The organism is Paraburkholderia translucens (assembly GCF_020881035.1).
GTDB lineage: Bacteria > Pseudomonadota > Gammaproteobacteria > Burkholderiales > Burkholderiaceae > Paraburkholderia > Paraburkholderia translucens.
The window spans coordinates 13,785-36,610 of record NZ_JAJITC010000020.1; the positions used below are offsets into that span (position 1 = coordinate 13,785).

19 protein-coding genes are annotated in these 22,826 nt (G+C 64.4%); 9 read left to right on the top strand and 10 right to left on the bottom strand.

The genetic code is table 11. The features are described from left to right. The first annotated feature begins 107 nt into the window (after nt 1-107). The 3 genes from LJ655_RS26980 (at nt 108) to LJ655_RS26990 (ending at nt 3,330) form a co-directional block, all read left to right on the top strand. The gene (locus LJ655_RS26980) at nt 108-1,214 is read left to right on the top strand and encodes an ABC transporter permease (RefSeq protein ID WP_230564220.1); all 1,107 of its coding nucleotides are present in this window, start codon (nt 108-110) and stop codon (nt 1,212-1,214) included. A gap of 27 nt (nt 1,215-1,241) precedes the next feature. Then, nucleotides 1,242-2,171: an ABC transporter permease gene (locus tag LJ655_RS26985; protein ID WP_230564221.1), complete on the top strand. Its 930-nt coding sequence runs from the start codon at nt 1,242-1,244 to the stop codon at nt 2,169-2,171. Nucleotides 2,172-2,235: 64 nt separating this feature from the next. After that, nucleotides 2,236-3,330 carry a BMP family ABC transporter substrate-binding protein gene (locus tag LJ655_RS26990; RefSeq protein WP_230564222.1) on the top strand — a complete coding sequence of 365 codons (1,095 nt, stop codon included), beginning with the start codon at nt 2,236-2,238 and terminating at the stop codon, nt 3,328-3,330. A gap of 91 nt (nt 3,331-3,421) precedes the next feature. On the opposite strand, the gene LJ655_RS26995 is transcribed toward LJ655_RS26990, so the two are convergent. Continuing rightward, nucleotides 3,422-3,631, bottom strand: coding sequence for a dodecin (locus LJ655_RS26995; protein WP_230564223.1), 210 nt, complete (start codon nt 3,629-3,631; stop codon nt 3,422-3,424). A gap of 310 nt (nt 3,632-3,941) precedes the next feature. Between LJ655_RS26995 and LJ655_RS27000 the strand changes: the two genes are divergently transcribed. Beyond that, complete coding sequence (locus LJ655_RS27000) at nt 3,942-5,534, top strand: ABC-F family ATPase (protein ID WP_230564224.1); 1,593 nt, start codon at nt 3,942-3,944, stop codon at nt 5,532-5,534. Nucleotides 5,535-5,609: 75 nt separating this feature from the next. On the opposite strand, the gene LJ655_RS27005 is transcribed toward LJ655_RS27000, so the two are convergent. The 3 genes from LJ655_RS27005 to LJ655_RS27015 all read right to left on the bottom strand — a co-directional run bounded on the left by LJ655_RS27005 (nt 5,610) and on the right by LJ655_RS27015 (nt 8,100). After that, nucleotides 5,610-6,383, bottom strand: a complete 774-nt coding sequence (locus LJ655_RS27005; protein ID WP_230564225.1) for a uracil-DNA glycosylase — start codon at nt 6,381-6,383, stop codon at nt 5,610-5,612. Nucleotides 6,384-6,476: 93 nt separating this feature from the next. Continuing rightward, nucleotides 6,477-6,680: a DUF1289 domain-containing protein gene (locus LJ655_RS27010; protein ID WP_230564226.1), complete on the bottom strand. Its 204-nt coding sequence runs from the start codon at nt 6,678-6,680 to the stop codon at nt 6,477-6,479. A 118-nt stretch (nt 6,681-6,798) separates the two neighbouring features. After that, nucleotides 6,799-8,100: an Nramp family divalent metal transporter gene (locus LJ655_RS27015; protein WP_230564227.1), complete on the bottom strand. Its 1,302-nt coding sequence runs from the start codon at nt 8,098-8,100 to the stop codon at nt 6,799-6,801. Between the two features lie 523 nt (nt 8,101-8,623). Here LJ655_RS27015 and LJ655_RS27020 point away from each other — a divergent pair. From LJ655_RS27020 to LJ655_RS27035, 4 genes are all read left to right on the top strand, one after another. Continuing rightward, a complete protein-coding gene (locus LJ655_RS27020; protein ID WP_230564228.1) occupies nt 8,624-9,724 on the top strand; it encodes a polyamine ABC transporter substrate-binding protein in 1,101 nt (366 codons plus the stop codon). A gap of 91 nt (nt 9,725-9,815) precedes the next feature. Further along, nucleotides 9,816-10,985 (top strand): ABC transporter ATP-binding protein, encoded by a 1,170-nt coding sequence (locus LJ655_RS27025; protein ID WP_230564229.1) that lies wholly within the window; start codon nt 9,816-9,818, stop codon nt 10,983-10,985. Further along, nucleotides 10,982-11,914: an ABC transporter permease subunit gene (locus LJ655_RS27030; RefSeq protein WP_230564230.1), complete on the top strand. Its 933-nt coding sequence runs from the start codon at nt 10,982-10,984 to the stop codon at nt 11,912-11,914. Before LJ655_RS27025 ends, LJ655_RS27030 begins: the two co-directional genes overlap by 4 nt. Further along, complete coding sequence (locus LJ655_RS27035) at nt 11,911-12,729, top strand: ABC transporter permease subunit (RefSeq protein ID WP_230564231.1); 819 nt, start codon at nt 11,911-11,913, stop codon at nt 12,727-12,729. Before LJ655_RS27030 ends, LJ655_RS27035 begins: the two co-directional genes overlap by 4 nt. A 219-nt stretch (nt 12,730-12,948) precedes the next feature. Here the strand turns inward: LJ655_RS27035 and LJ655_RS27040 are convergent, their stop codons facing one another. The 4 genes from LJ655_RS27040 to LJ655_RS27055 all read right to left on the bottom strand — a co-directional run bounded on the left by LJ655_RS27040 (nt 12,949) and on the right by LJ655_RS27055 (nt 17,735). Continuing rightward, a complete protein-coding gene (locus tag LJ655_RS27040; RefSeq protein ID WP_230564232.1) occupies nt 12,949-14,436 on the bottom strand; it encodes a flavin-containing monooxygenase in 1,488 nt (495 codons plus the stop codon). Nucleotides 14,437-14,621: 185 nt separating this feature from the next. Beyond that, nucleotides 14,622-15,806: a tetratricopeptide repeat protein gene (locus LJ655_RS27045; RefSeq protein WP_230564233.1), complete on the bottom strand. Its 1,185-nt coding sequence runs from the start codon at nt 15,804-15,806 to the stop codon at nt 14,622-14,624. A 161-nt stretch (nt 15,807-15,967) separates the two neighbouring features. Continuing rightward, nucleotides 15,968-16,648: a PspA/IM30 family protein gene (locus LJ655_RS27050; RefSeq protein ID WP_230564234.1), complete on the bottom strand. Its 681-nt coding sequence runs from the start codon at nt 16,646-16,648 to the stop codon at nt 15,968-15,970. Between the two features lie 460 nt (nt 16,649-17,108). Further along, on the bottom strand, nt 17,109-17,735 hold the full coding sequence (locus tag LJ655_RS27055; protein ID WP_230564235.1) for a hypothetical protein: 627 nt from the start codon (nt 17,733-17,735) through the stop codon (nt 17,109-17,111). Nucleotides 17,736-18,297: 562 nt separating this feature from the next. Here LJ655_RS27055 and LJ655_RS27060 point away from each other — a divergent pair. Beyond that, nucleotides 18,298-20,799, top strand: coding sequence for a penicillin-binding protein 1A (locus tag LJ655_RS27060; protein ID WP_230564236.1), 2,502 nt, complete (start codon nt 18,298-18,300; stop codon nt 20,797-20,799). Between the two features lie 86 nt (nt 20,800-20,885). Here LJ655_RS27060 and LJ655_RS27065 read toward each other — a convergent pair whose 3' ends face one another. Further along, a complete protein-coding gene (locus LJ655_RS27065; RefSeq protein ID WP_230564237.1) occupies nt 20,886-21,164 on the bottom strand; it encodes a hypothetical protein in 279 nt (92 codons plus the stop codon). 105 nt (nt 21,165-21,269) lie between these two features. Continuing rightward, complete coding sequence (locus tag LJ655_RS27070) at nt 21,270-22,820, bottom strand: efflux transporter outer membrane subunit (RefSeq protein WP_230564238.1); 1,551 nt, start codon at nt 22,818-22,820, stop codon at nt 21,270-21,272. Between the last annotated feature and the right edge of the window lie 6 nt (nt 22,821-22,826).

The following is a 22,826-nucleotide window of genomic DNA, read 5'->3' on the forward strand; positions in this document are numbered from 1 at the left end:
GAGCACGGCCTGCCGCGAGCCGGCTCACCGCGCCAACAGCCAGCACGCCAACCACCCATGCGACTGCGAACCCTGAAGAACAGAAACCGAATAATCACACGCTAGCCATGATGCTTCCCTATCGACTCGAAGCCCGCACGACGCCCTCGCGCACGATGCAGCTTGCCGTGCCGCTGATCGCCGCGTTGCTGACGCTCGCGATCGGCTTCCTGATCTTCGGCCTCGTCGGCCGCGACCCGTTGCAGGCGATGCACGCGTTTTTCATCGAGCCGCTCTCCAGCATCAACGGCTGGTCCGAGCTGCTCCTGAAAGCGTCGCCGCTGTGCCTGATCGGCCTCGGCCTCGCCATTGGCTATCGCGCGAACGTGTGGAACATCGGCGCCGAAGGGCAGATGCTGCTCGGCGGCATCGCGGCGAGCGGCGTCGCGATCTATTTCGATCAGGCGAGCGGCTGGTGGATCCTGCCGACCATGATGGCAGCCGGCATCTTCGGCGGCATGGCGTGGGCCGCGATTCCCGCGTTCCTGAAGAGCCGCTTCAACACCAACGAGATCCTCGTGAGCCTGATGCTCACGTACGTCGCGACGCAACTGCTGATCTACCTCGTGAGCGGCCCCTGGCGCGATCCGCAGGGCATGAATTTCCCGCTGTCGGAGATGTTCAGCGGCGACGCGCTGTATCCGGTGCTGTACGGCGACTGGCACTGGAAATTCCTGCGCGGTACGCGCCTGAACGCCTCCGTGTTCCTCACGCTGATCGCGATTCCGCTCGTCTGGCTGTTCATGCGCAAGAGCTTCGCGGGCTACCGCATGAACGTCGGCGGACTTGCGCCGCTCGCCGCGCGTTATGCGGGATTTTCCGACACGAAAACCATCTGGACGTCGCTGCTCATCAGCGGGGGCCTCGCGGGCCTCGCCGGCATGGGCGAGATCGCCGGTCCGATCGGCCAGTTGCAGGCAACGTGGTCGCCGGGCTACGGCTTCACCGCGATCATCGTCGTATTCGTGGGGCGGTTGCATCCGCTCGGCATCGTGCTCGCGAGTCTCCTGATGGCGCTGCTGTACCTCGGCGGCGAAGCGGTGCAGACCTCGATGCAATTGCCGCAGGCGCTATCGGGCGTATTCCAGGGGTTGCTGCTGTTCTGCCTGCTCGGCGCCGACCTGTTCGTGAACTACCGCGTGCGGCGCCGCTCGGCCGCCGCGGCGGCTCGTTAAGCCCGCTCATCCGCTTTCAGAGTCATTATGGATATCCAGCAAGCCACCGCACTCACGTCGAGCGCGATCACCGCGTCGATCCCGCTGATGTTCGCGGGCGCGGGCGAACTCGTCGCCGAAAAATCGGGCGTGCTCAATCTCGGCGTGGAAGGGATGATGCTGATGGGCGCCGTCAGCGGCTACGCGGTCACGTCGATCACCGGCAGTCCGTGGCTCGGCGTGCTCGCCGCGATCGGCGCCGGTCTCGCGATGTCGCTGCTGTTCGCGTTCCTCACGCTGACGATGCTCGCCAACCAGGTCGCGACCGGTTTGTCGCTGACGATCTTCGGCATCGGGCTGTCCGCGTATGTGGGCAAGCCGTACACGTCGGCCGCGGTGCGCGCGACGATCGATACGTGGACGATCCCGGGTCTGTCGAAGCTCCCGGTGCTGGGCCCGGCGCTGTTCACGCTGACGCCGCTCGATTACCTCGCGTTCCTGATGTTCGCGGCAATCGGCTGGTTCCTGTATCGCACACGCGCGGGTCTCGTGCTGCGCTCGGTCGGCGAATCGCCGCAGGTCGCGCACTCGGTCGGCTTTCCGGTGGTCGGCGTGCGCTACGGCGCGGTCGCGTTCGGCGGCGGCATGGCGGGACTGGCCGGCGGCTACTATTCGATCGTCAATCTGCACCTGTGGCAGGAGAACCTGACTTCGGGGCGCGGCTGGATCGCGCTCGCGCTGGTCGTGTTCGCGACGTGGCGGCCTGGGCGCCTCCTGATCGGCGCGCTGCTGTTCGGCGCGGTGACGGGGCTGCAGTTTTACGCGCAGGCGATCGGCGTGCCGGTGCCGACGCAGTTCCTCGCGATGCTGCCGTACGTCGCGACGATCGTCGTGCTCGCGCTGATCTCGCGCAACCCGAACACGATCCGCCTGAATGCGCCCGCCTCGCTCGGCAAGCCGTTTTTCTCGGCGGGCTAACGACACCACACGTTTAATATCGATCCGCTCAACACCATTCGCTCATCACGACAAGGGAAAAAAGATGAAGAGAAGAAACCTGCTGACCGCTTTTGCATGGGGCGCGGCGTCGCTGGCGTTGGCAGCGCCGCTCGCGCAAACCGCGCAGGCCGCCGACGTGCCGGGCGTCGCGTTCGTCTATCTCGGCAATCCGGGCGACGCCGGCTGGACTTTCGCGCACGACCAGGGCTCGCGGGAAGCCGAAGCGAAGTTCGGCAACCGGATCAAGATCACGCGCGTCGAGAACGTGCCGGAATCGGCCGACTCCGAGCGCGTGTTCCGCGATCTCGCGAACAAGGGCAACAAGATCATCTTCGGCACCAGCTTCGGCTTCCAGGACTTCCAGCTGAAGGTCGCCAAGGACTTTCCGGACACCATCTTCCTGCACGCAACCGGCTACAAGAAGGCGCCGAACTTCGGCACCTACGACCTTCGCATGTACCAGGGCGCGTATCTGGCCGGCGTCGCCGCGGGCTACGTGACGAAGAGCAACACGCTCGGCTTCGTCGCCTCGGTGCCGATTCCGGAAGTGGTGCGCAACATCAACGCGTTCACACTCGGCGCGCGCTCGGTGAATCCCAAGGTGCATACGAAGGTGATCTGGATCAACAGCTGGTTCGATCCGGGCAAGGAAAAGCAGGCCGCCGAAACGCTGATCGGTCAGGGCGCCGACGTGCTGCTGCAGAACACCGATTCGAGCGCGACGCTCGCGACCGCATCGGAGAAGCACGTGCATGCGTTCGGCTGGGATTCGGACATGAAGAAGTTCGGTCCCGATGCGCATCTCGGCTCGGTGGTCGGTCATTGGGGCGTGTACTACACGGCGGTCATCCAGCAGGTGCTCGACGGCAAGTGGAAGAACGATCCGGTGTGGTGGGGCATTCCGCAGAAGGCCGTCAACCTCGAGAACCTGAACACGTCGGCGATTCCGGCCGACGGGCAGAAGCAGGTCGCGGCGAAGCGTGATGAACTCGCGAGCGGCAAGCGCGATGTGTTCACCGGCCCGATCAAGGATCAGTCGGGCGCGGTCAAGGTGCCTGAAGGCAAAACCCTGACCGATGCGGAGCTGCAGCGCCTGAACTGGTACGTCGAGGGTGTCGACGGCCCGCTGCCGAAGTAAGCCGGCTGGCCTGACAGCAAAAAGCTGCGTCCCACTCAGATCGGACGCAGCTTTTTTGTTTGCTGCTATCGCGTGGCGGCGCGGCCGCCGCTCAGTCCTCGATGCGCAGGCCGACCTTCAGCGTCACCTGCCAGTACGCGACCTTGCCATCCTCGATCTGGCCGCGCGTTTCCGTGACCTCGAACCAGTGCAGATTGCGCAGCGTTTTCGACGCTTTGGCAATCGCGGTGGTAATCGCGTCGTCGATCGATGTCGGCGACGAGCCGGTCAGTTCAATCTTCTTGTAGACGTGGTCTGACATGGATGTCCTCCTTGGTGTGCGTCGCGGGTCGGAAAAACGCTGCTCGGAACACGCATAAAAAAGTATAGGCGGATCAGCGGCCGCTGCCCGAACCCTTGATTGCGCACGGCGCATGCCCGGTGGCGGCGACATCGCCCGTTTGGGCGGCCGCTATCATGTACGCGCAACATAAGCCATTCAATCTGGTACGGACCGTGGCCGGCACGGCCGGCCGGCACTCCGGCGGCGCCGGACGAACTCTCAGGTCGAAATCTCCAAACCTGCTAAAATAGTGGGTTTTTCGCCGATATCACATTCAAAGGGACGCGCCGTGCTGTCTACTGCCAATATCACCATGCAATTCGGGCCGAAGCCCCTCTTCGAGAACATTTCGGTCAAATTCGGGGAAGGGAACCGCTATGGCCTGATCGGTGCGAACGGCTGCGGTAAATCCACCTTCATGAAGATTCTCGGTTCGGACCTCGAGCCGAGCTCGGGCAACGTGATGCTCGAACCGAACGTGCGCCTCGGCAAGCTGCGCCAGGACCAGTTCGCGTACGAAGACGTGCGCGTGCTCGACGTGGTGATGATGGGCCACACGGAAATGTGGGCCGCGATGACCGAGCGTGACGCGATCTACGCGAACCCCGACGCGACCGACGACGACTACATGCACGCGGCCGAGCTCGAAGCGAAGTTCGCCGAGTACGACGGCTATACCGCCGAAGCGCGCGCGGGCGAACTGCTGCTCGGCATCGGTATTTCGATCGATCTGCACAACGGCCCGATGAGCAACGTCGCACCGGGCTGGAAGCTGCGCGTGCTGCTCGCGCAGGCGCTGTTTTCGAAGCCGGACGTGCTGCTGCTCGACGAGCCGACCAACAACCTCGACATCAACTCGATCCGTTGGCTGGAAGACGTGCTCAACCAGTACAACTCGACGATGATCATCATCTCGCACGACCGGCACTTCCTCAACCAGGTCTGCACGCACATGGCCGACATGGACTACGGCACGCTGAAGGTCTATCCGGGCAACTACGACGACTACATGCTCGCCAGCACGCAGGCGCGCGAGCGTCAGCAGGCCGCCAACGCGAAGGCGAAGGAGCGCGTGGCCGATCTGCAGGACTTCGTGCGCCGCTTCTCGGCAAACAAGTCGAAGGCGCGTCAGGCCACCAGCCGTCTGAAGATGATCGACAAGATCAAGATCGAGGAATTCAAGCCGTCGTCGCGGCAGAACCCGTTCATCCGCTTCGAGTTCGAGAAGAAGCTGCATAACATTGCGGTGGTCGCCGAGGGTATTTCAAAGAAATACGACCGCTCGATCTTCAATAACTTCAGCATCAGCGTGCAGCCTGGCGAGCGCATTGCGATCATCGGCGAGAACGGCGCGGGCAAGACCACGCTGCTGCGCTCGCTGCTGGGCAATCTGCAACTCGATCACGGCACGGTGAAGTGGGCGGAAAACGCCAACATCGGCTACATGCCGCAGGACACGTACGAAGAGTTTCCGAACGACGTCACGCTGATGGACTGGATCGACCAGTACCGCAAGGAAGGCGACGACGAGCAGATGGTGCGCGGCACGCTCGGCCGTCTGCTGTTCAACGCGGACGACATCCGCAAGTCGGTCAAGGTGCTGTCGGGCGGCGAGAAGGGCCGCATGATCTGGGGCAAGCTGATGCTCGGCCGCCACAACGTGCTGCTGATGGACGAGCCGACCAACCATATGGACATGGAGTCGATCGAATCGCTGCAGATCGCGCTGGAAAAGTTCGAAGGCACGCTGATTTTCGTGTCGCACGACCGCGAGTTCGTGAGCGGCCTCGCGAACCGGATCATCGAAGTGAAGACCGATGGCACGCTGAACGACTTCGGCGGCAACTATGAGGACTTCCTGGCGAGTCAGGGCGTGCAATAAGCACCGGGTCGCGGGTCTTCAGCGATCTTCAAAGGCCCACGCCGGCGGTCTGCCGGCGTGGGCCTTTTTGTTCATTCACCGGTCCAGTGCGAGCCGTCGAATGACTTCATCCAGCTTGCCCATCGGGCGAGCCTTCCCGTGAATCGTCCCGCTTGCGGGTTTCGCGGCTCTCGCCGTAGGGTGCCTCACGAGTTCGTGTGGAGGCTGCATCGCGTGAGTTCGCAATGCGCTTTCCGCTTCGCGTCCAAGTGCAACGAACCTCACGGATCGAGGGAACAGGCTGATGAAGTCAGTCAGAATCTGGCCCGTCGCCTGTAGCTCGTGATTCGATGGGCGGCGGTTGCTCTCGGGATCGTCGTTCGCAAACGGATGAAACGGGAACGCATTCCATAGCGCAAACTCCGTCGGTCCGAATCCGTTGGCGAGCATCGTCAGCCAGACGACCGAGGCGGTTCTCTCGTAGACGCCGTATTCGCGGTCGGTCATTCGAGACAGCGCATCGCGGCAACTGGTGCGGGTTGCCGGACCCGGGAGGTAGTCCGGCAGCGGGCTGCGGTCCGATCCGGTGGTGAAGCCGTTGAGCTTCGTGTCGTTGCCGAGCAGAATCCGCTCGGAGGTCATCGCGACGCCTGTGAAGCGCCCGCCGCGGCAACTGAGCGCCTCCGCAATCAGGATCATCTTGACGCTCGTCCGGCGCGCTTGCAGGTAGGCCGCAAGCTGTTGCTGGCGAATCAGTGGCGCGTTGACGCCGGGCTGATCGCGCGCATCGGTCTGAGACCACGGATTGAACACGTTGGCCATTCGAGGCCATTCGACGAGGCACTGCACGAAGTCCCGGACGGCGATCATGGAGTCGAAGTGTTCCGAAGCAAAAAATGCCGGGAGGTCCCGGCATTCTTCAGGGCGAGCGGCATCAACCCGCAATGCGCGCTACGAACGCACTCACAGCCTGTCGTTCTGAAACCGCATCGCCGTGCCTTCCCGTTCGATCCGGGCCCAGATCGCCCGCTTTTCCTCGTCGCTGAGGAACACCCAGTTTGACACTTCGATGGCGGTGCGGCCGCAGCCCTTGCAGATCTCGTCGAAAAGCGTGGAGCACACGCCGATGCACGGGCTGTCGGGAAGATCGTGGAGATTCGAAGTCATCGGAAACCTTGGAGCGGGGAGGCAAAGTCCCGTTATGTTAACCGATGCGTGGCGCGCGTTCCGCGCCGTGCTGGTCAACGTCGCGCGAAGTTGGCGGCATTTGCGCCGGGGTCGGCCGTCACGCCCCGGACGCCAGTTGCCACAACAACGCGCCATTCAGCGCAATGATGAACGCCGCCGACAGCCACGACAGCGTGAGCGGCACGCCATGCACACGCCAGCCGCGCATCAGCGCCGCATCGGACGCATAGCGGATCAGCGGGACGACTGCGAGTGGCAACTGCAGGCTCAGCACGACCTGGCTCGCGACCAGCAGTTGATTCGAGCCATGCTCGCCGAACATTCCCACCGCCAGCAGCGCCGGTCCGATCGCGAGCGCGCGCGTGAGCAGCGCGCGTCTCCAGCGCGGCATCCGCAGCCGCAGGAAACCCTCCATGACGGTCTGGCCGGCCAGTGTGCCGGTGACGGTTGCGCTCAGCCCGCACGCGAGCAGCGCTGCCGCGAACAGGATGCTGGCCCAGCGGCTGCCGACGAGCGGCGCGATCAACCGATGCGCGTCGGCCAGATCAGTCACGTCGCGATGGCCGCTCGCATAGAACACGGCCGCCGCGACGATCAGCAGCGCCGCGTTGATCACGAGCGCGAACGCGAGCGAGACGAAGGTATCGAGATTGACGACGTGCAGCGCAACCTTGATCTGAGCGTCGCTGCCGTCCGGCGCGTGATGCTTGACGAGCGCCGAATGCAGATACAGGTTGTGCGGCATGACCGTTGCGCCGACGATGCCCGCCGCGAGCCACAGCATGCCCGCGTTTCTGAGCAGCTCGACGCTCGGCGCGGTGCCGGCGAGCGCCGCGTGCCAGTCGGGCCGCGCGAGCGCGAGCTGCACGACGAAGCACAAGCCGACGAAGCCGATCAGCGCGGCGATCACCGCTTCCAGCCTGCGGCCGCCTTTGTGCTGCAGCGCGAGCAGCGCGAAGGTGCAGACCGCCGACATCAGCACGCCGACCGTCAGCGACACGCCGAGCAGCAGTTGCAGCGCGACCGCGCTGCCGACCACCTCGGCAACGTCGACGGCAATGATCGCGACTTCGCTGGTCAGCCACAGGAACACCGTGGTGCGCCGGCTGTTGCGCTCGCGGCACAACTGCGCGAGGTCGCGCCCGCTCACCACGCCGAGCCGCGACGACAGCCACTGCATCAGCATCCCCATCAGGCTCGACAGCAGCACGATGCCGAGCAGGCGGTAGCCGTAGCCCGCGCCGGCGCCGAGCGCGGTCGCCCAGTTGCCGGGATCGATATAGCCGACCGCGATCAGCGCGCCGGCGCCGAGGAACGAAAACCAGTGCGCCGGACGCGTCGGCTCGCCCGGAACTCGCCGGCCGCGGTTGGGACGCATCGCGAAAGGATTGGTGTTCATCGGTGCCTGAGTATCGGGGAAGTGCATCCTGCTGCAAGTCACATGCCCAATGCATGCGTGCAGCGGGCGGCGGTGGCGAAACGGCGCGATCCCGCCGAAAGATCATGATACGGGCATTCGAGCCGTCGCGGCGCGGACGCCGCGGCGCACGAAATGCGCCGCTGACGCCATGGCCGACCGGCACCGCCCGCGGCCGTCGAGCACCGGTACGGACCTGCTGGCGCACCGCCCAGGTGCGCGCCAACAACGGCCTGACAATCAGTTGACAGTGACACGACAGCCCCCCGCAGCCCGCGCGTAGCCCGGCCGGCGCGTGGCCGCCGCCCGCGTATTTTTCGGTAGACACGCGCCGATAACCCGTTAAAATTGCGCCCATTTTGCAGTGGTGCGGCCACAGTCCGTACCGTTTGCACGATAGCTCCGGTTTTTTTTGAGCGAGCAATAATTGGTGGTAGTTTTCGGGGTTTTCAGGGGGCGGTGCGCGAGGCCGCGGGCTTGAGTGACGAGACGATCGGAGAACGGGATGAACAAACGGATAGTGGGGCATGCGGCGGCGCTGATCTTGTGCGCGGCGCCGTGGTTGACGGCCGCTGCGAAGGATACGCAGCTCAACGTGTATAACTGGTCCGACTACATCGCGAAGGACACGATTCCGAACTTCACGAAGCAGACCGGCATCCAGGTCAAGTACGACAACTACGACAGCGACGACACGCTGCAGGCCAAGCTGCTGACCGGCAACTCGGGCTATGACATCGTCGTGCCGACCAGCAACTACGCGGGCAAGCAGATCGCCGCGGGCATCTTCGAGCCGCTCGACAAATCGAAGCTGCCGAACCTGAAGTACCTCGATCCGTCGCTGATGGCGCTCGTCGCCGGCGCCGATCCGGGCAACAAGTACGTGGTACCCTGGGCGTACGGCACGACCGGCCTCGGCTACAACGTGACGAAGGTCCAGCAGATCCTCGGCAAGAACACGCCGCTCGATAACTGGGACATCCTCTTCAAGCCCGAAAACATTTCGAAGCTGAAGGCCTGCGGCGTGTCGGTGCTCGACGCGCCGGACCAGATGTTCGCGGCCGCGCTGCACTACATGGGCAAGGACCCGATGAGCACGAACCCGGCCGACTACCACGCCGCGCTCGACATGCTCAAGAAGATCCGCCCGTACATCACGCAGTTCAACTCGTCGGGCTATATCAACGACCTCGTCGGCGGTGACATCTGCTTCGCGTACGGCTGGTCGGGCGATGTCGTGATCGCCAAGCATCGCGCGATCGAGGCGAAGAAGCCGTACAAGATCGAGTACTTCGTACCGAAGGGCGGCGCGCCGGTGTGGTTCGACGTGATGGCGATTCCGAAGGACGCGAAGCACAAGGAAGCCGCGCTCGAGTGGATCAATTACATCGAGACGCCGCAGGTGCACGCCGCGATCACCAACGCCGTGTACTACCCGAGCGTCAATATGGAAGCGCGCAAATACGTGGACAAGGACGTCGCGAACGATCCGGCCGTGTACCCGACGCCTGAAACCATCAAGACGCTGTTCCTGTTGAAGCCGCTGCCGCAGGAAATCCAGCGGCTGCAAACGCGGCTGTGGACCGAGTTCAAGTCCGGCCGCTAAGCGCGGCAATCCACAACGGATAAGCAGCATCATGAAGCCCTCGGTGTTCACCGGGGGCTTTGTTCGTCAAACGCCGGAGTGAAGCAGCATTATGATCAGTAGTGACCAGCCGGGCGCGCTGGCCGGGGCGCCCGTCCCGTCGACGGGCCCGAACGCCGTTGCGGGCGACGCAGCGGACAATTTCATCCAGATCGTCGATGTGGTGAAGAAGTTCGGCGAGACCGTCGCGGTCAGAAACGTCAACCTGACGGTCAGGAAGGGCGAGCTGTTCGCGTTGCTCGGCAGCTCGGGCTGCGGCAAGTCGACCTTGCTGCGCATGATGGCCGGGCTCGAAACCGTGACGTCAGGCAAGATCCTGATCGATGGCGAAGACCTCGCGCACCTGCCGCCGTATCGCCGGCCGGTCAACATGATGTTCCAGTCGTACGCGCTGTTTCCGCACATGACGGTCGAGGCGAACGTCGCGTTCGGCCTGAAGCAGGAGGGCGTGCCGAAGGCCGAGCTGAAAGACCGCGTGCACGGCGCGCTCGAACTCGTGCAAATGGGCCGCTTCGCGAAGCGCAAGCCGCATCAATTGTCCGGCGGGCAGCAGCAGCGCGTCGCGCTCGCGCGTTCGCTCGTCAAGCGGCCGAAGCTCCTGCTGCTCGACGAACCGATGTCGGCGCTCGACAAACAGATCCGCCAGCGCACGCAGATCGAGCTCGTCAACATTCTCGACCAGGTCGGCGTCACCTGCATGATGGTCACGCACGATCAGGAAGAAGCGATGACGATGGCTGACCGCCTCGCCGTAATGAGCGAAGGCCAGATCGTGCAGCTCGGCACGCCGCACGAAGTCTACGAGTATCCGAACAGCCGTTTTTCGGCGGAGTTCATCGGTTCGACCAATCTGTTCGAGGGCCATACGATCGAGGACGAACCCGATCACGTGTTCATCGAAACACCGGATTTGCCGAGCCCTTTGCACGTCAATCACGGCATCACCGGTCCGCTCGGCATGCCGGTGACGATCTCGGTGCGGCCCGAACGCATCGCGCTCACGCGCAAGCCGCCCGAGGGCGCGTACAACTGGGGCAAGGGCGTCGTCACGAACATCGCGTACATGGGCGGCTATTCGCTGTATCACGTCAAGCTCGACGGCGGCAAGACCGTGATCGCGAACGTGACGAGCCTCGCGCTCACCGAGATCGAGCCGCCGACCTGGGGCGACGAGGTGTACGTGCGCTGGAGCGCCTCGGCCGGCGTGGTGCTGACGTCATGAAAGAAGCGCTTGCGTCATTCTTTGCGTGGCCGGTGCGGCGTCTGAAGCTCAACGGCCGTACCGCCGTGGTGGCGGGGCCGTTCTTCTGGCTGCTGCTGTTTTTCCTCGTGCCGTTCCTGCTGGTCGTGAAGATCAGCTTCGCCGATTCGCAGCTCGGCATTCCGCCGTACACGCAACTCGTCAAGTTCGCGGAAGGCGCGTTGCACATCACGCTCGATCTGTCGCATTACGCGTTTCTGCTGACCGACAGCCTGTACTTCGCGACCTATGTGAATTCGGTCGTGGTCGCGGCGATTTCGACCGTGCTGTGTCTGCTGATCGGCTATCCGATGGCTTATTACATCGCGCGCTCGAATGCGGGCACTCGCAATCTGCTGATGATGGCCGTGATGTTGCCGTTCTGGACCTCGTTCTTGATCCGCGTGTACGCATGGATCGGCATTCTGAAGAACAACGGATTGCTGAATAATTTCCTGATGTCGATCGGGCTGATCCATTCGCCGATCGAGCTGTATCACACGAACACGGCGGTCTATATCGGCATGGTCTATTCATACCTGCCGTTTCTCGTGATGCCGCTTTACGCGCACCTCGTGAAAATGGACCTGACCTTGCTGGAAGCCGCGTACGACCTCGGCGCAAAGCCGTGGAAGGCGTTCTGGCAGATCACGCTGCCGCTGTCGAAGAACGGCATCATCGCGGGCTGTCTGCTGGTGTTCATTCCGGCGGTCGGCGAGTACGTGATTCCCGAGCTGCTCGGCGGCGCGAACACGCTGATGATCGGCCGCGTGATGTGGAATGAGTTCTTCGACAACGCCGACTGGCCGATGGCGTCCGCCGTCACGTGCGCGATGGTGCTGCTGCTGCTGGTGCCGATGGCGCTGTTCCAGCATGCGCAGGCGAAGGCCTTGGAGGAGGGCCGCCAATGAAGCCGAATCGCATGCTGCAGCTGATCGCTCTGGGCATCGGCTTTCTGTTTCTGTATATCCCGATCGTCAGCCTCGTCGTGTATTCGTTCAACGAATCGCAACTGGTCACGGTGTGGACGCGCTTTTCGATGCGCTGGTACGCGGCGCTGTTGAGCGACGACGAGCTCATTGCGTCCGCGTGGCTGTCGCTGCGCATCGGCTTGCTGACGGCGTTCGCGTCGGTGATCATCGGCACGTGGGCCGGTTTCGTGCTCGCGCGCATGGGGCGCTTTCGCGGCTTCACGCTATATACAGGCATGATCAATGCGCCGCTGGTGATTCCGGAAGTGATTCAGGGCATCTCGCTCCTGCTGCTGTTCATCGAAATGGCGCGCTGGATCGGCTGGCCGGCCGAACGCGGCATCTTCACGATCTGGATCGGTCACGTGATGCTGTGTATTTCGTACGTCGCGATCATCGTGCAGTCGCGCGTGCGGGAGCTGCATCCGTCGCTCGAGGAAGCCGCGCTCGATCTCGGCGCGACACCGCTGCGCGTGTTCTTCTCCGTCACCTTGCCGCTGATCTCGCAGGCGCTGGTGTCGGGCTGGCTGCTGTCGTTCACGCTGTCGATCGACGACCTCGTGCTGTCCGCGTTCCTGTCCGGTCCCGGCTCGACCACCTTGCCGCTCGTGGTGTTCTCGCGCGTGCGCCTCGGCCTGAACCCGGAGATGAACGCGCTCGCGACGCTGTTCATCGCGGTCGTCACGGTTGGCGTCGTCGCGGCGAACTTCTTCATGCAGCGCGCGGAGCGCAAGCGGGCCGTGATGGCGGTTTGAGGCGACATGACGCGCGAGGCGCCGCGCGTGATCGAACCGGCTGATCGACTCACGAATCGCGGCCTTCACTCCTTCCGACACTAGCCATGATCGAGTCCCTTCTGTTCGCGCTCGACTGGGAGCCGCTTTATCGGCTATGGGAACTGCTCGTAATCGTCGTGAAGTTTCTGTGGGAGCTGCTGCAGTTGCTGAGCGGCGGGGGCTGATGAGCGTGCCGGTTCAACGCGCGAAGCGGTAATCCTGTGGCCGCACGCGCCGCGTACGTTTGCGAAAACTGAACGTAAAGCCCGGCCAGATCGCGGTGACCTTACCGCTCTTTGTCTGATACCAGCTATGGCAGCCGCTCGTCCACACCGCGTGCTGCATCTGCTGCTGTAGACGCGCGTTGAAATCGCGCTGGACGTCGGCGCGCAGGGTCATCGTGCGGGCGTTCTGCTTGCGCAGCACGCGCAGGCAATCGACGATATAGCGCAGCTGCGACTCGATCATGTAGATCATCGAGTTATGGCCGAGCCCCGTGTTCGGGCCGGCGATCATGAAGAAGTTCGGGAAGTTCGCGATGCTCGTGCCGAGATAAGCCTCGGGGCCATCGCGCAGCCATAGCGCGCTGAGGTCGCTGCCGTCGAGGCCGGTCACTTCGAACGGCGCGCGCACGTCGTTGACCTGGAAGCCGGTGCCGCAGATGATCGCATCGGCGCGGTGATGCACGCCGTCGTCCGTCACGATGCCGTCGGCGACGATCTCGCGAATGCCGCTCGTCACGACGTCGACGTTCGGCTGACAGACGGCCGGGTAATAATCGCTCGACAGCAGCACGCGCTTGCAGCCGAGACGGTAGTTGGGCGTGAGCTTCGCGCGCAGCGCCGGGTCCTTGACGCGCCGCTCCAGATAGCTGAGGCCGAACTTCATCGGCGTCTTCATCAGCTTCGGATTGACGACGAACGCGATCCCGCGCGATTCGAGCTGCCAATAGATCGCACTGCGTACGAAACGCTGCGTGAACGGCAGCGTGCGAAACAGCCACTGCGCGCGCGGGCCGATCGGCTTGTCGCGCTTGGGCATCACCCATGGCGCGGTGCGCTGGAACAGGTCAAGATGCGCGACGCGCGGCTGGATTTTCGGCACGAACTGGATCGCGCTCGCGCCGGTGCCGATCACCGCCACACGTTTGCCGTCGAGCGGATAGGCGTGATCCCAGCGCGCTGAATGGAACAGTTTGCCCTCGAAACGCTCGATGCCGGCGATGCGCGGCAGCGCGGGGCGCGACAACGGACCGCTCGCGGCGATCAGCACGTCGGCCTCGATGGTCTCGCGCGTGCCATTCGTGTCGAGCTCGACGAGCCAGACCTGCCGCGCTGCGTCAAAGCGTGCGGCGCTCACCTTCGCATTGCAGCGCACGTAGCGCTCGACGCCGTACTTGCGCGCGCAGTGCTGCAGATACGCGAGAATTTCGGCTTGACTGCTGAACGCGCGCGACCATGCCGGATTCGCCTCGAACGAAAACGAATAGAGATGCGAGGGGACGTCGCAGGCCGCGCCAGGATAGGTATTGTCGCGCCAGGTGCCGCCGATGCCGCTCGCGGCCTCGTAGACCGTGAAAGACGTCATGCCCATCTTCTGCAGACGGATCGCCATGCCGAGGCCGGCAAAGCCACTGCCGACGATCGCAATGCGCGGCGCAGTGGATGAAGAAGGGGCGGGTGTCACGGCTGTCTCCGGCACGGGTGAAAGTAGCGGGTGAAATGATAGCGGCTTGCCGCGCACGAGGAACCGCAAACCGTGCCGCATGCGCCGGCGCAACGCAAAACCGGCAGATAAAAAAACAAACAGGCTCCGGGCAGGAGCCTGTTGTTGTCATTCAACGTGAAACGGAATCCGACGTCGCGGCTCGATCAGGTATCGGTCCAGCCACCGGAGTCGTCGTTGCTGCCCATGTCGATGCCGCCGCCGTTGTCGTCCCAATCGTTCGAGCCTTGACCGAAGTCGAGGCCGCCGCCGTTTCCGGCGTCGTTGCGGCGACGGCGCAATTCGTCGTCGTCGACGATCACGTCGCGCTCGACGACGCGATCACGCCCATGACTCAGCGCCTCGCCAAGCAGCACGCCGGTCAGCAGACCGCCCATGCCGCCACCCATGCCACCGCCTTGCTGCACGATGACCTGCGGCTGCGGCTGCTGTTGATACGGACCCTGTTGCGGATAAGGCGGCTGCGGGCTGCCGAAGCGTTCGGCCTCCTGTGCGTACGCTGACTGCTGGCTGGTGCCGACGGACGCGGCGGTCGGATCGGGCCGGCCGTCGGCGCGCGCGCGCAGGCTGGCGATGCGCTGCTCGAATTCGTCGAGTGCATAAGGCGGCAGCGGATTCTTGCCGTTCGACAGCGTTTCGACGACGCCGCGCAACTGATCTTCGGTCGCTTCGACGTCTTTCTCGAGCAGTTCGTGACCCGGCGCGGTGGACAGCTTCACGTCGAGTTTGATCGAGCGCACCGTGTTGAGCATGTCAGTTGCTCGCTTCAATTGTGCGCGGCGATCCTCGTCGGCGCGCGTATCTTCCTGGCTGCGCGCGCGGCGCAAAGTCCAGCGCAGCACGAACGCGATCGCAGCGATCAGAACAATGATACCGATCCACATACCTACCCCCGGACCATGCCGTTGTTGCGCTTGCGACATCATCGCCGACTGTTGCTGCACAGCAGGCGCATTCTGCTGCACGAACGGATTCGCGGCGTGACGGGTGACGTTGCCGCCCGCGCGTTCCGCGTCGCGGCGCAAGCGCGCTTCGGTTTGCGCGAAACGGCTCGGGTCGGTGAAACGGATCTGCGGATCGAGCGTCTTCGCCTGTTGCAACTGCGCGAGCGCGTCGCCGGAACGACCTTCGCGATCGAGCACCTGGGCGTACAGATAATGCGCGCGCGCGTTGTTCGGATGGGCTTGCAACACCTCGGTGAGACCGGCGTCGGCCTGCTGCCAGTCGCCTTGCGACATCGCCGATTCGATCTGCTGCGCGCTCGGCACCGCGAACGCCGCGGCCGACACGAGCAGCAGCGAAGCGAAGGCGGTTGCGAAAAGTTTTTTCATTTGCGGACCGGGCGCGGCGCGCCCGTCTCCATCAGTCGATTGCGGTGGCTGCCTGTGGCGGCCGGTATGCCGGTGCGTTCAGGAGCGAGCGTACCGGCATGTACTGCTTGATACTGCGATTGCCGTTGCTGCGCGGAGCGCGAAGTGCGCGCCCCCGGTGTTTACTGCGCCGGCGTGTTGAGCTGCTTCTTCAGCGCTTCGAGCCGATCGTCGATCGACGGGCCGCGGTTGAGTTCGGCGAGCTTCTCGTCGAGCGCCTTGCCGCTCTTTTCGTCGGCGGAGTTCAGGCGTGCGTCCGAACGCGCGTTCGACAGCGCCACCTTGTCTTCCAGCTTCTGGAAATCCTCGGAGAGGTTCTTGCCGCCGATGCCGCCGAGTGCCGTGGCCGCGACATCCTTCGCCTGCGCGATCTCCTGCTTGGCCTGCAGGATGTTCGAGCGTGCGTTCAGGTCGTTGCGGCGCGCGCGCATGTCCTCGATCTGGCTCTTCAACTGCGCGACCGACGGCTCCAGCGAAGTCAGCTCTTTCGTCAGCGCATCGCGTTCGGCTTCGGCCGTGGCTTGCGCGCCGAGCGCTTCACGCGCGAGCGCTTCGTCGCCGGACTGCAGCGCGCGGCGCGCGCCGTCTTCATACTTCTTCGCTTTGTCCGCGGCGACATCGCGCTTGCTTTGCTGAGTGGCGACCTGCGCCTGAATCTCGATCAGCGAGTTCTCGGCCTTGCCGATGCTGTCGTCGAGTTCGCGCACGATCTGGCGCGAGTCGCGCGACGGATCCTGGACCGAGTCGGCCGCATCGTTCAGAAGACCCTTGACGGTGCGCGAAATGCTGTCAAAAAGCGACATGAAAACCTCCAGAGAATGTAAGCGGCGCCGCCGATGCATGCGCGCCCTGACTGCCTTTAACTACTACCGCTACTTTACGCCGCCGCGCGCGATGCGCAACGGTCGGACCGGAGTTCGGGGCGCACTTGCCAATTGCAATAGGGCGGCGCGTTTTTGTTGAAACGCAATGCCGGTTGACGCTGGCCCAGATGACGGAAAGCCGCGAGGGGCATGGACTTGACGGCGGATATTACACCATCGGCTGTCTTAAAGATGGCTTAAACGATGCGGCCGTCCAAGGGCCCGCGCGGGGCCGGAAATGCCGCCGATTGCGCGCGGGGCGGGCGTTGCCGAACGGCGGTTCATGCGCGTGTCGCGAATGTATCGATATGCAACGGGAGGCTCGTCGCGTGCCGTTGCCGGCACGCTCGAAGGCGTTGATTGCGGCTCGACGCGCGGTAATTTTCCGTGACGCTTTCCGTCACGCGAAGCGGCTGGCTTCGGTGCTCGGGTCGCTGTCGGGTTCGTCGTCGTCGGGGGACTTGTCGACGCGGCGGCGCTTCAGTGAGGTACGCAGCCGCAGCCGCTTCCGTTTGGGTGGCGCAGTGTCGGTTGCGGCTGCTTCAGCGTTTTCTACCGTTTCGGCGCCGCGTGCTGCCATCAGACGGGCGACCGCTTCGGCGGTGGCCGCGGCCTGTTCGTCCTGCTCTGCGGCGAGTGCAGCGGCGACGCCCGCGGGAAGCAGCGGCGGCGGTGAATCCCTAGCATCCGCCGGGCCGGCAGCCGCGCTGGCCGCAGCGGCGTCGCCAGCCGCGGCGGCACCATGCGTCTCGGGAGCTTGCAGCGACACGGGCAGGGCAGCGCGCGCATAGCGCGTGCCGCGCGCCACACGCTGCAGCGCCGCGTTCAGCGCATCGGGCGCGCGCGGCGCCCGCAACCGGTCGACGATGCTCGCGGCCTTGACCTGCTCGCTGGTCGCACCGAAGCTCAGCACTGCGCGCCGCATCAGTTCACTGACGCTGATTCCCAGATCCTCCGCGGTCGCGGTAATCGCACGTTTCTGCGCGGTCGTGACGAATACGACGATCCGCTCGCTGGGCTTGGACATGTTCGACTCGCAGTCTTGTTAGCACGGGCGGGTCGGCGCGTGCCTCCGGGGACGGTGTCGGACCCCGCCTTCGGAGCTGCCGCTGGAACCCCGCCGATGGGGTCGCCGTCGCGCGCAATGATCTTCTCGGGCGCGCGGGGTTCATCATATGACGAGTTGCGCCGTCACGGAACAAGCTCGGCGCGAAAATCCCGTGACATCAACGAGTTGTAGGGTTTGCGGGCGGTTTGTCCACAGCCCTTTCAACAGAAAATGTTGATAACCCCGCATAAGCGGCGCGGCGCGCGCAAGCCGCTCGGCGCGCTGCGCGAAATTACAGACCTGGCTGGAAAAAGGCGGCCCGCGAAGGAATTCTTACAAAAAAACTGGCTTGGACCGCTACCGATTTCTTTTAAAATGCGCTGTTACGTTGCGCCGGACATGGTCCGAGGCGTGCCGTGCGGCCGGCCGGGGGCAGGGTCCGCAGGGCGGCGTACGTCCCGGCCCGGACGTCGAACACGACCCATGCGCGCGCCGGCGCGCGTGCAGACAGGCGCGCCGTTGCGGGCCCATTATTCCAGTCATGCCAATCATCAAACGACCGCATTCCTCGAACTCTCCGGCCGGCGAAGACCGGGACTCCCACCAACGCACGCCAGGACGCAACGCCGCTTCGCGCGACGCAGAGAGCGGCCGTCGCTCGATCGGTGCGTCGCTCGTGCTGTGGTTCTTCGGCCTGATCGCGACGCTCGTCGTGGTCGGCGCGCTGATCCTCGGCTATGCACTGGTCGTGATGGGGCCGCAGTTGCCGTCGCTCGACGCGCTGACCGACTATCGCCCGAAAGTGCCGCTGCGCGTCTATACCGCGGATCACGTGCTGATCGGCGAGTTCGGCGAGGAGCGGCGCAGCCTCGTGCGCTTCCAGGACATCCCGGACCAGATGAAAAAAGCGGTGCTCGCGATCGAGGACTACCGCTTCTACGAACACGGCGGCGTCGACTTCGTCGGCATCCTGCGCGCCGGTTTCGCCGACCTTGCGCATGGCGGCGCATCGCAAGGTGCGAGCACGATCACGATGCAGGTCGCGCGCAACTTCTTCCTCTCCAGCGAGAAAACCTACACGCGCAAGATCTACGAGATGTTGCTCGCCTACAAGATCGAGCGCGCGCTGACGAAGGACCAGATCCTCGAGCTGTACATGAACCAGATCTATCTGGGCGAGCGCGCATACGGCTTCGCCGCGGCCGCGCGCGTGTACTTCGGCAAGGACCTGAAGGACATCACGCTGGCCCAGGCCGCGATGCTCGCGGGTCTGCCGAAGGCGCCGTCCGCATATAACCCGGTCGTCAATCCGAAGCGCGCGAAGATCCGTCAGGAGTACATCCTGCGACGTATGCTCGAGCTCAACTACATCACGCAGCAGCAGTACGACGAGGCCGTGAAGGAAGAGATTCACACGAAGAATCCGGGCAACGAGTACAGCGTGCATGCCGAGTACGTCGCCGAAATGGTACGGCAGATGATGTACGCCCAGTACAAGGACGAAACCTATACGCGCGGCCTGACCGTGACCACGACGATCGACTCCGCCGATCAGGACGCGGCGTATCGCGCCGTGCGCAAAGGCGTGATGGACTACGAGCGGCGCCACGGCTATCGCGGACCGGAAGGCTTCGTGCAGCTACCCGAGGCCGGCGACGACCGCGATCAGACGATCGACGACGCGCTGACCGATCACCCCGACAACGGCGAGATCATCGCCGGTGTGGTGACGGACGCGAGCGCGAAGCAGGTGGTCGCGCAACTGGTCGACGGCACGCAGGTGACGGTGTCGGGCGACGGCCTGCGCTTCGTCGCCGCGGCGTTGAGCTCACGCGCGAACGCGACGCTGCGCATCAGGCCGGGCTCGATCGTGCGCCTCGTCGCCGACGACAAGGGCAACTGGCAGATCACGCAGTTGCCGCAGGTCGAAGGCGCGCTCGTGTCGCTCACGCCGCAGGACGGCGCGATTCGCGCGCTGATCGGCGGCTTCGACTTTAACAAGAACAAGTTCAACCATGTGACGCAGGCGTGGCGCCAGCCGGGTTCGAGCTTCAAGCCGTTCATCTACTCGGCGTCGCTCGAAAAGGGGCTCGCTCCGGCGACGATCATCAACGATGCGCCGCTGTACTTCCCGGCGAGCACACCGGGCGGCGACGCATGGGAGCCGAAGGATGACGACCAGCCCGACGGTCCGATGTCGATGCGCCTCGCGCTGCAGAAGTCGAAGAACCTCGTGTCGATCCGCATCCTGTCGTTCATCGGCACCAAATATGCGCAGGACTTCGTCACGCAGCGCTTTGGCTTCGACGCCGACAAGACTCCGCCCTATCTGCCGATGGCGCTCGGAGCGGGTCTCGTCACGCCGTTGCAATCGGCGGGCGCGTACTCGGTGTTCGCGAACGGCGGCTACCGGATCAATCCGTATCTGATCAACGAAGTCACCGACGCGCGTGGCGTGGTGATCTCGCGCGCGCAGCCGCTCGTCGCCGGGCGCGACGCGCCGCGCACGCTCGAGCCGCGTAATGCCTACATCATGAACAGCCTGCTGCATTCGGTCGCGACCGCGGGAACGGGGGCGGGCACCAACGTGCTGCATCGCTCGGACCTGCAGGGCAAGACCGGCACGACCAACGACGCGAAGGACGGCTGGTTCGCCGGCTATCAGCAGTCGCTGGTGGCGGTCGCGTGGATGGGCTACGACCAGCCGAAGAGCCTCGGCAGCCGCGAATTCGGCGCGCAACTCGCGCTGCCGATCTGGGTCGAGTACATGCAGCGCGCGCTGCGCGGCGTGCCGCAGGCCGAGCCGCAGCAGCCCGACGGCGTGACGGTGATGGACGGTGAGCTGTTCTTCAGCGACAGGTTGCCGGGGCAAGGCTTCGTCGCGAGCATCGGTCTCGATTCGGGCAATCCGATGGCCGGCGCGACCGACGCGCTCGGCGGCGTCGGGCCGGCCGGCCTGACGCCGCCAGTGGCGCCGCCGCCGAGCGTGTCGACGACAGAGAAGAAGCAGATCATGGATCTGTTCGAGTCGAACAAGCCTTGATGTTGGGAGCGCAGATGTGCGGAACGTGCCCATCCTGTTCAAAGCGATTCGGGTATGCGTCCGCTCGCGCGCCGCATAGCGTCACATCAACGGCGAAAAACGTCGATGCGAGGCACCTCGTCGGAAAAGGCGGACTGAAGTGCCCAAGCCTCATAAGGTTTTGCACCGGCAAGATGCTCCGGTAACTTCATTGCAAAATCATGCCAGGCTGAATCGTCTTCGGGCACCGTCAGGGTGCGGCCATCGTTTAGCGTGATGAGCAAGACGATCGAATTCCCAATCCATTGATCTGAGCGCGTAGCGATGATCTCGCAAATCTCTTCCCAAGCAATGCGTTGCTCGCCTTGCTCCTTATTGACGAACAAATCATAGTGCGCTCAATGCATTAGCCCGTTTTTCAGACAGTTTTCAACAGGCTCATCAACACGAACTGGGGATAAGTTCGCCGCATTCCGTACGAATTTCCAAGTCTAGTTGGATGCCGCCGCGTTCGTCACCCCGACCGATGCAGGCGCAGAAGCCGAAGTCGGCGCAGTCGACGAAGCACCACCCTGATCGACCGGCGGATTCCCCATCGCCTGAAACAGCGCGGCCGTATCCGTGAGCCGCGCGCTCGTATAGCGGATCTCGTCGAGTTGCGCGTTGCGCCATTGCTGCTCGCTCGAACGCGCCGACGCGACGGGCAGTGCGCCCAGCCGATAGCGTGCCGACGTGTCCTTGAACACGCCCTGCGCCGAGCGCGCGGCAACGTTCGCGGCATCGAGCGACTGTGCGTCGTGCTCGAGCGAGGCGAGCGTATCGGCGACGTTCTGGAACGCGGCCAGCACGGTCTGTTTGTACTGCGACACGCTCGCCTCGTACGTGTGCTGCGCCGCGTGGCGCTGTGCGACGAGCGCACCGCCATGAAACAGCGGCTGCGACAGCGACGCGCCGATGCTCCAGATCGCCCCCGCACCCGACACCGCGACCGGCCAGCTAAAGCCGCCTTGCCCCATCGAGGCGGACAGCGACAGGCTCGGGAACATCTGCGCGGTCGCCGCGCCGACATCGGCCGCCGCGGCCTTCAGCGCAGCGTCGGCGGCCTCGATGTCAGGTCGCGAGCGCAGCAACTCCGACGGCACGACGACCGGCACCTGCTCCGGTACATGCAGTTGCGCAAGATTGATGTCGTCGGGCGCCGCATCGGGTGTGCGGCCGAGCAGCACCGCGAGCGCGTGCCGCGTCGTCAGCCACTGTTGCCTGAGCGCAGGCAGACTCGCCGCCACGCTCGCCGCGCTTTGCTGCGCGTTCAGCAGATCGGCATGCGAAACTGCGCCGAGCTCGAAGCGCCGCTCGGTGTCGCGCGCCTGATCGTTGGCGAGGACCACGAGGCGCTCGGTCGTCTCGATCTGCGCATGCAGCGCGGCGCTCGTGATCGTCGCGGTCACGATGTTCGCCGCAAGCGCGCGTCGTGCCGCCTCGAGCTGGTAGACCTGCACGTTCACGCGCGCGGCGAGCGCCGCGTTCGCGAGACGCGAGGCGCCGAACAGATCGAACGTGTAATGCGCCTGCAGTTGGCCGACGAACACGTTGTACAGAAACGTGTTCGGTCCGATCTCGGGAATGGCGAGCGCGCGGTTGCGGGTGGCCTGGCCGCCGGCGTCGATGATCGGCAGCAGCGAGCTGCCGATCTGCGCGCGCAATTGCTCGCGCGCGGCGGCGAGACTGCGGTCGGTCGCCTCGAGTGTCGGACTATTGCGCAGGCCTTCGTCGACGAGCGCGTTCAGCGCATCCGAACGATACAGCTTCCACCATTCGGGCACCGGCTGCGCGCCGCTCACGAACTGCTGCGTGATCCCTTGCGCGGGCACGGTTTGGGTAGGCAGCGCCTCGGCACCATAGTGCGCGGGCTGCGGCATGACGGGCGCGTCGCCGTTGGGCCCGAACGAGCAGGCGCCGAGCACACAGGTGACGCCCGCGGCAATCGTGGCACGAGCCAGCGCGTCGAAGCGTGCGCGGCGGGAGAGGGCGGAAAGGGTCATGCTCGT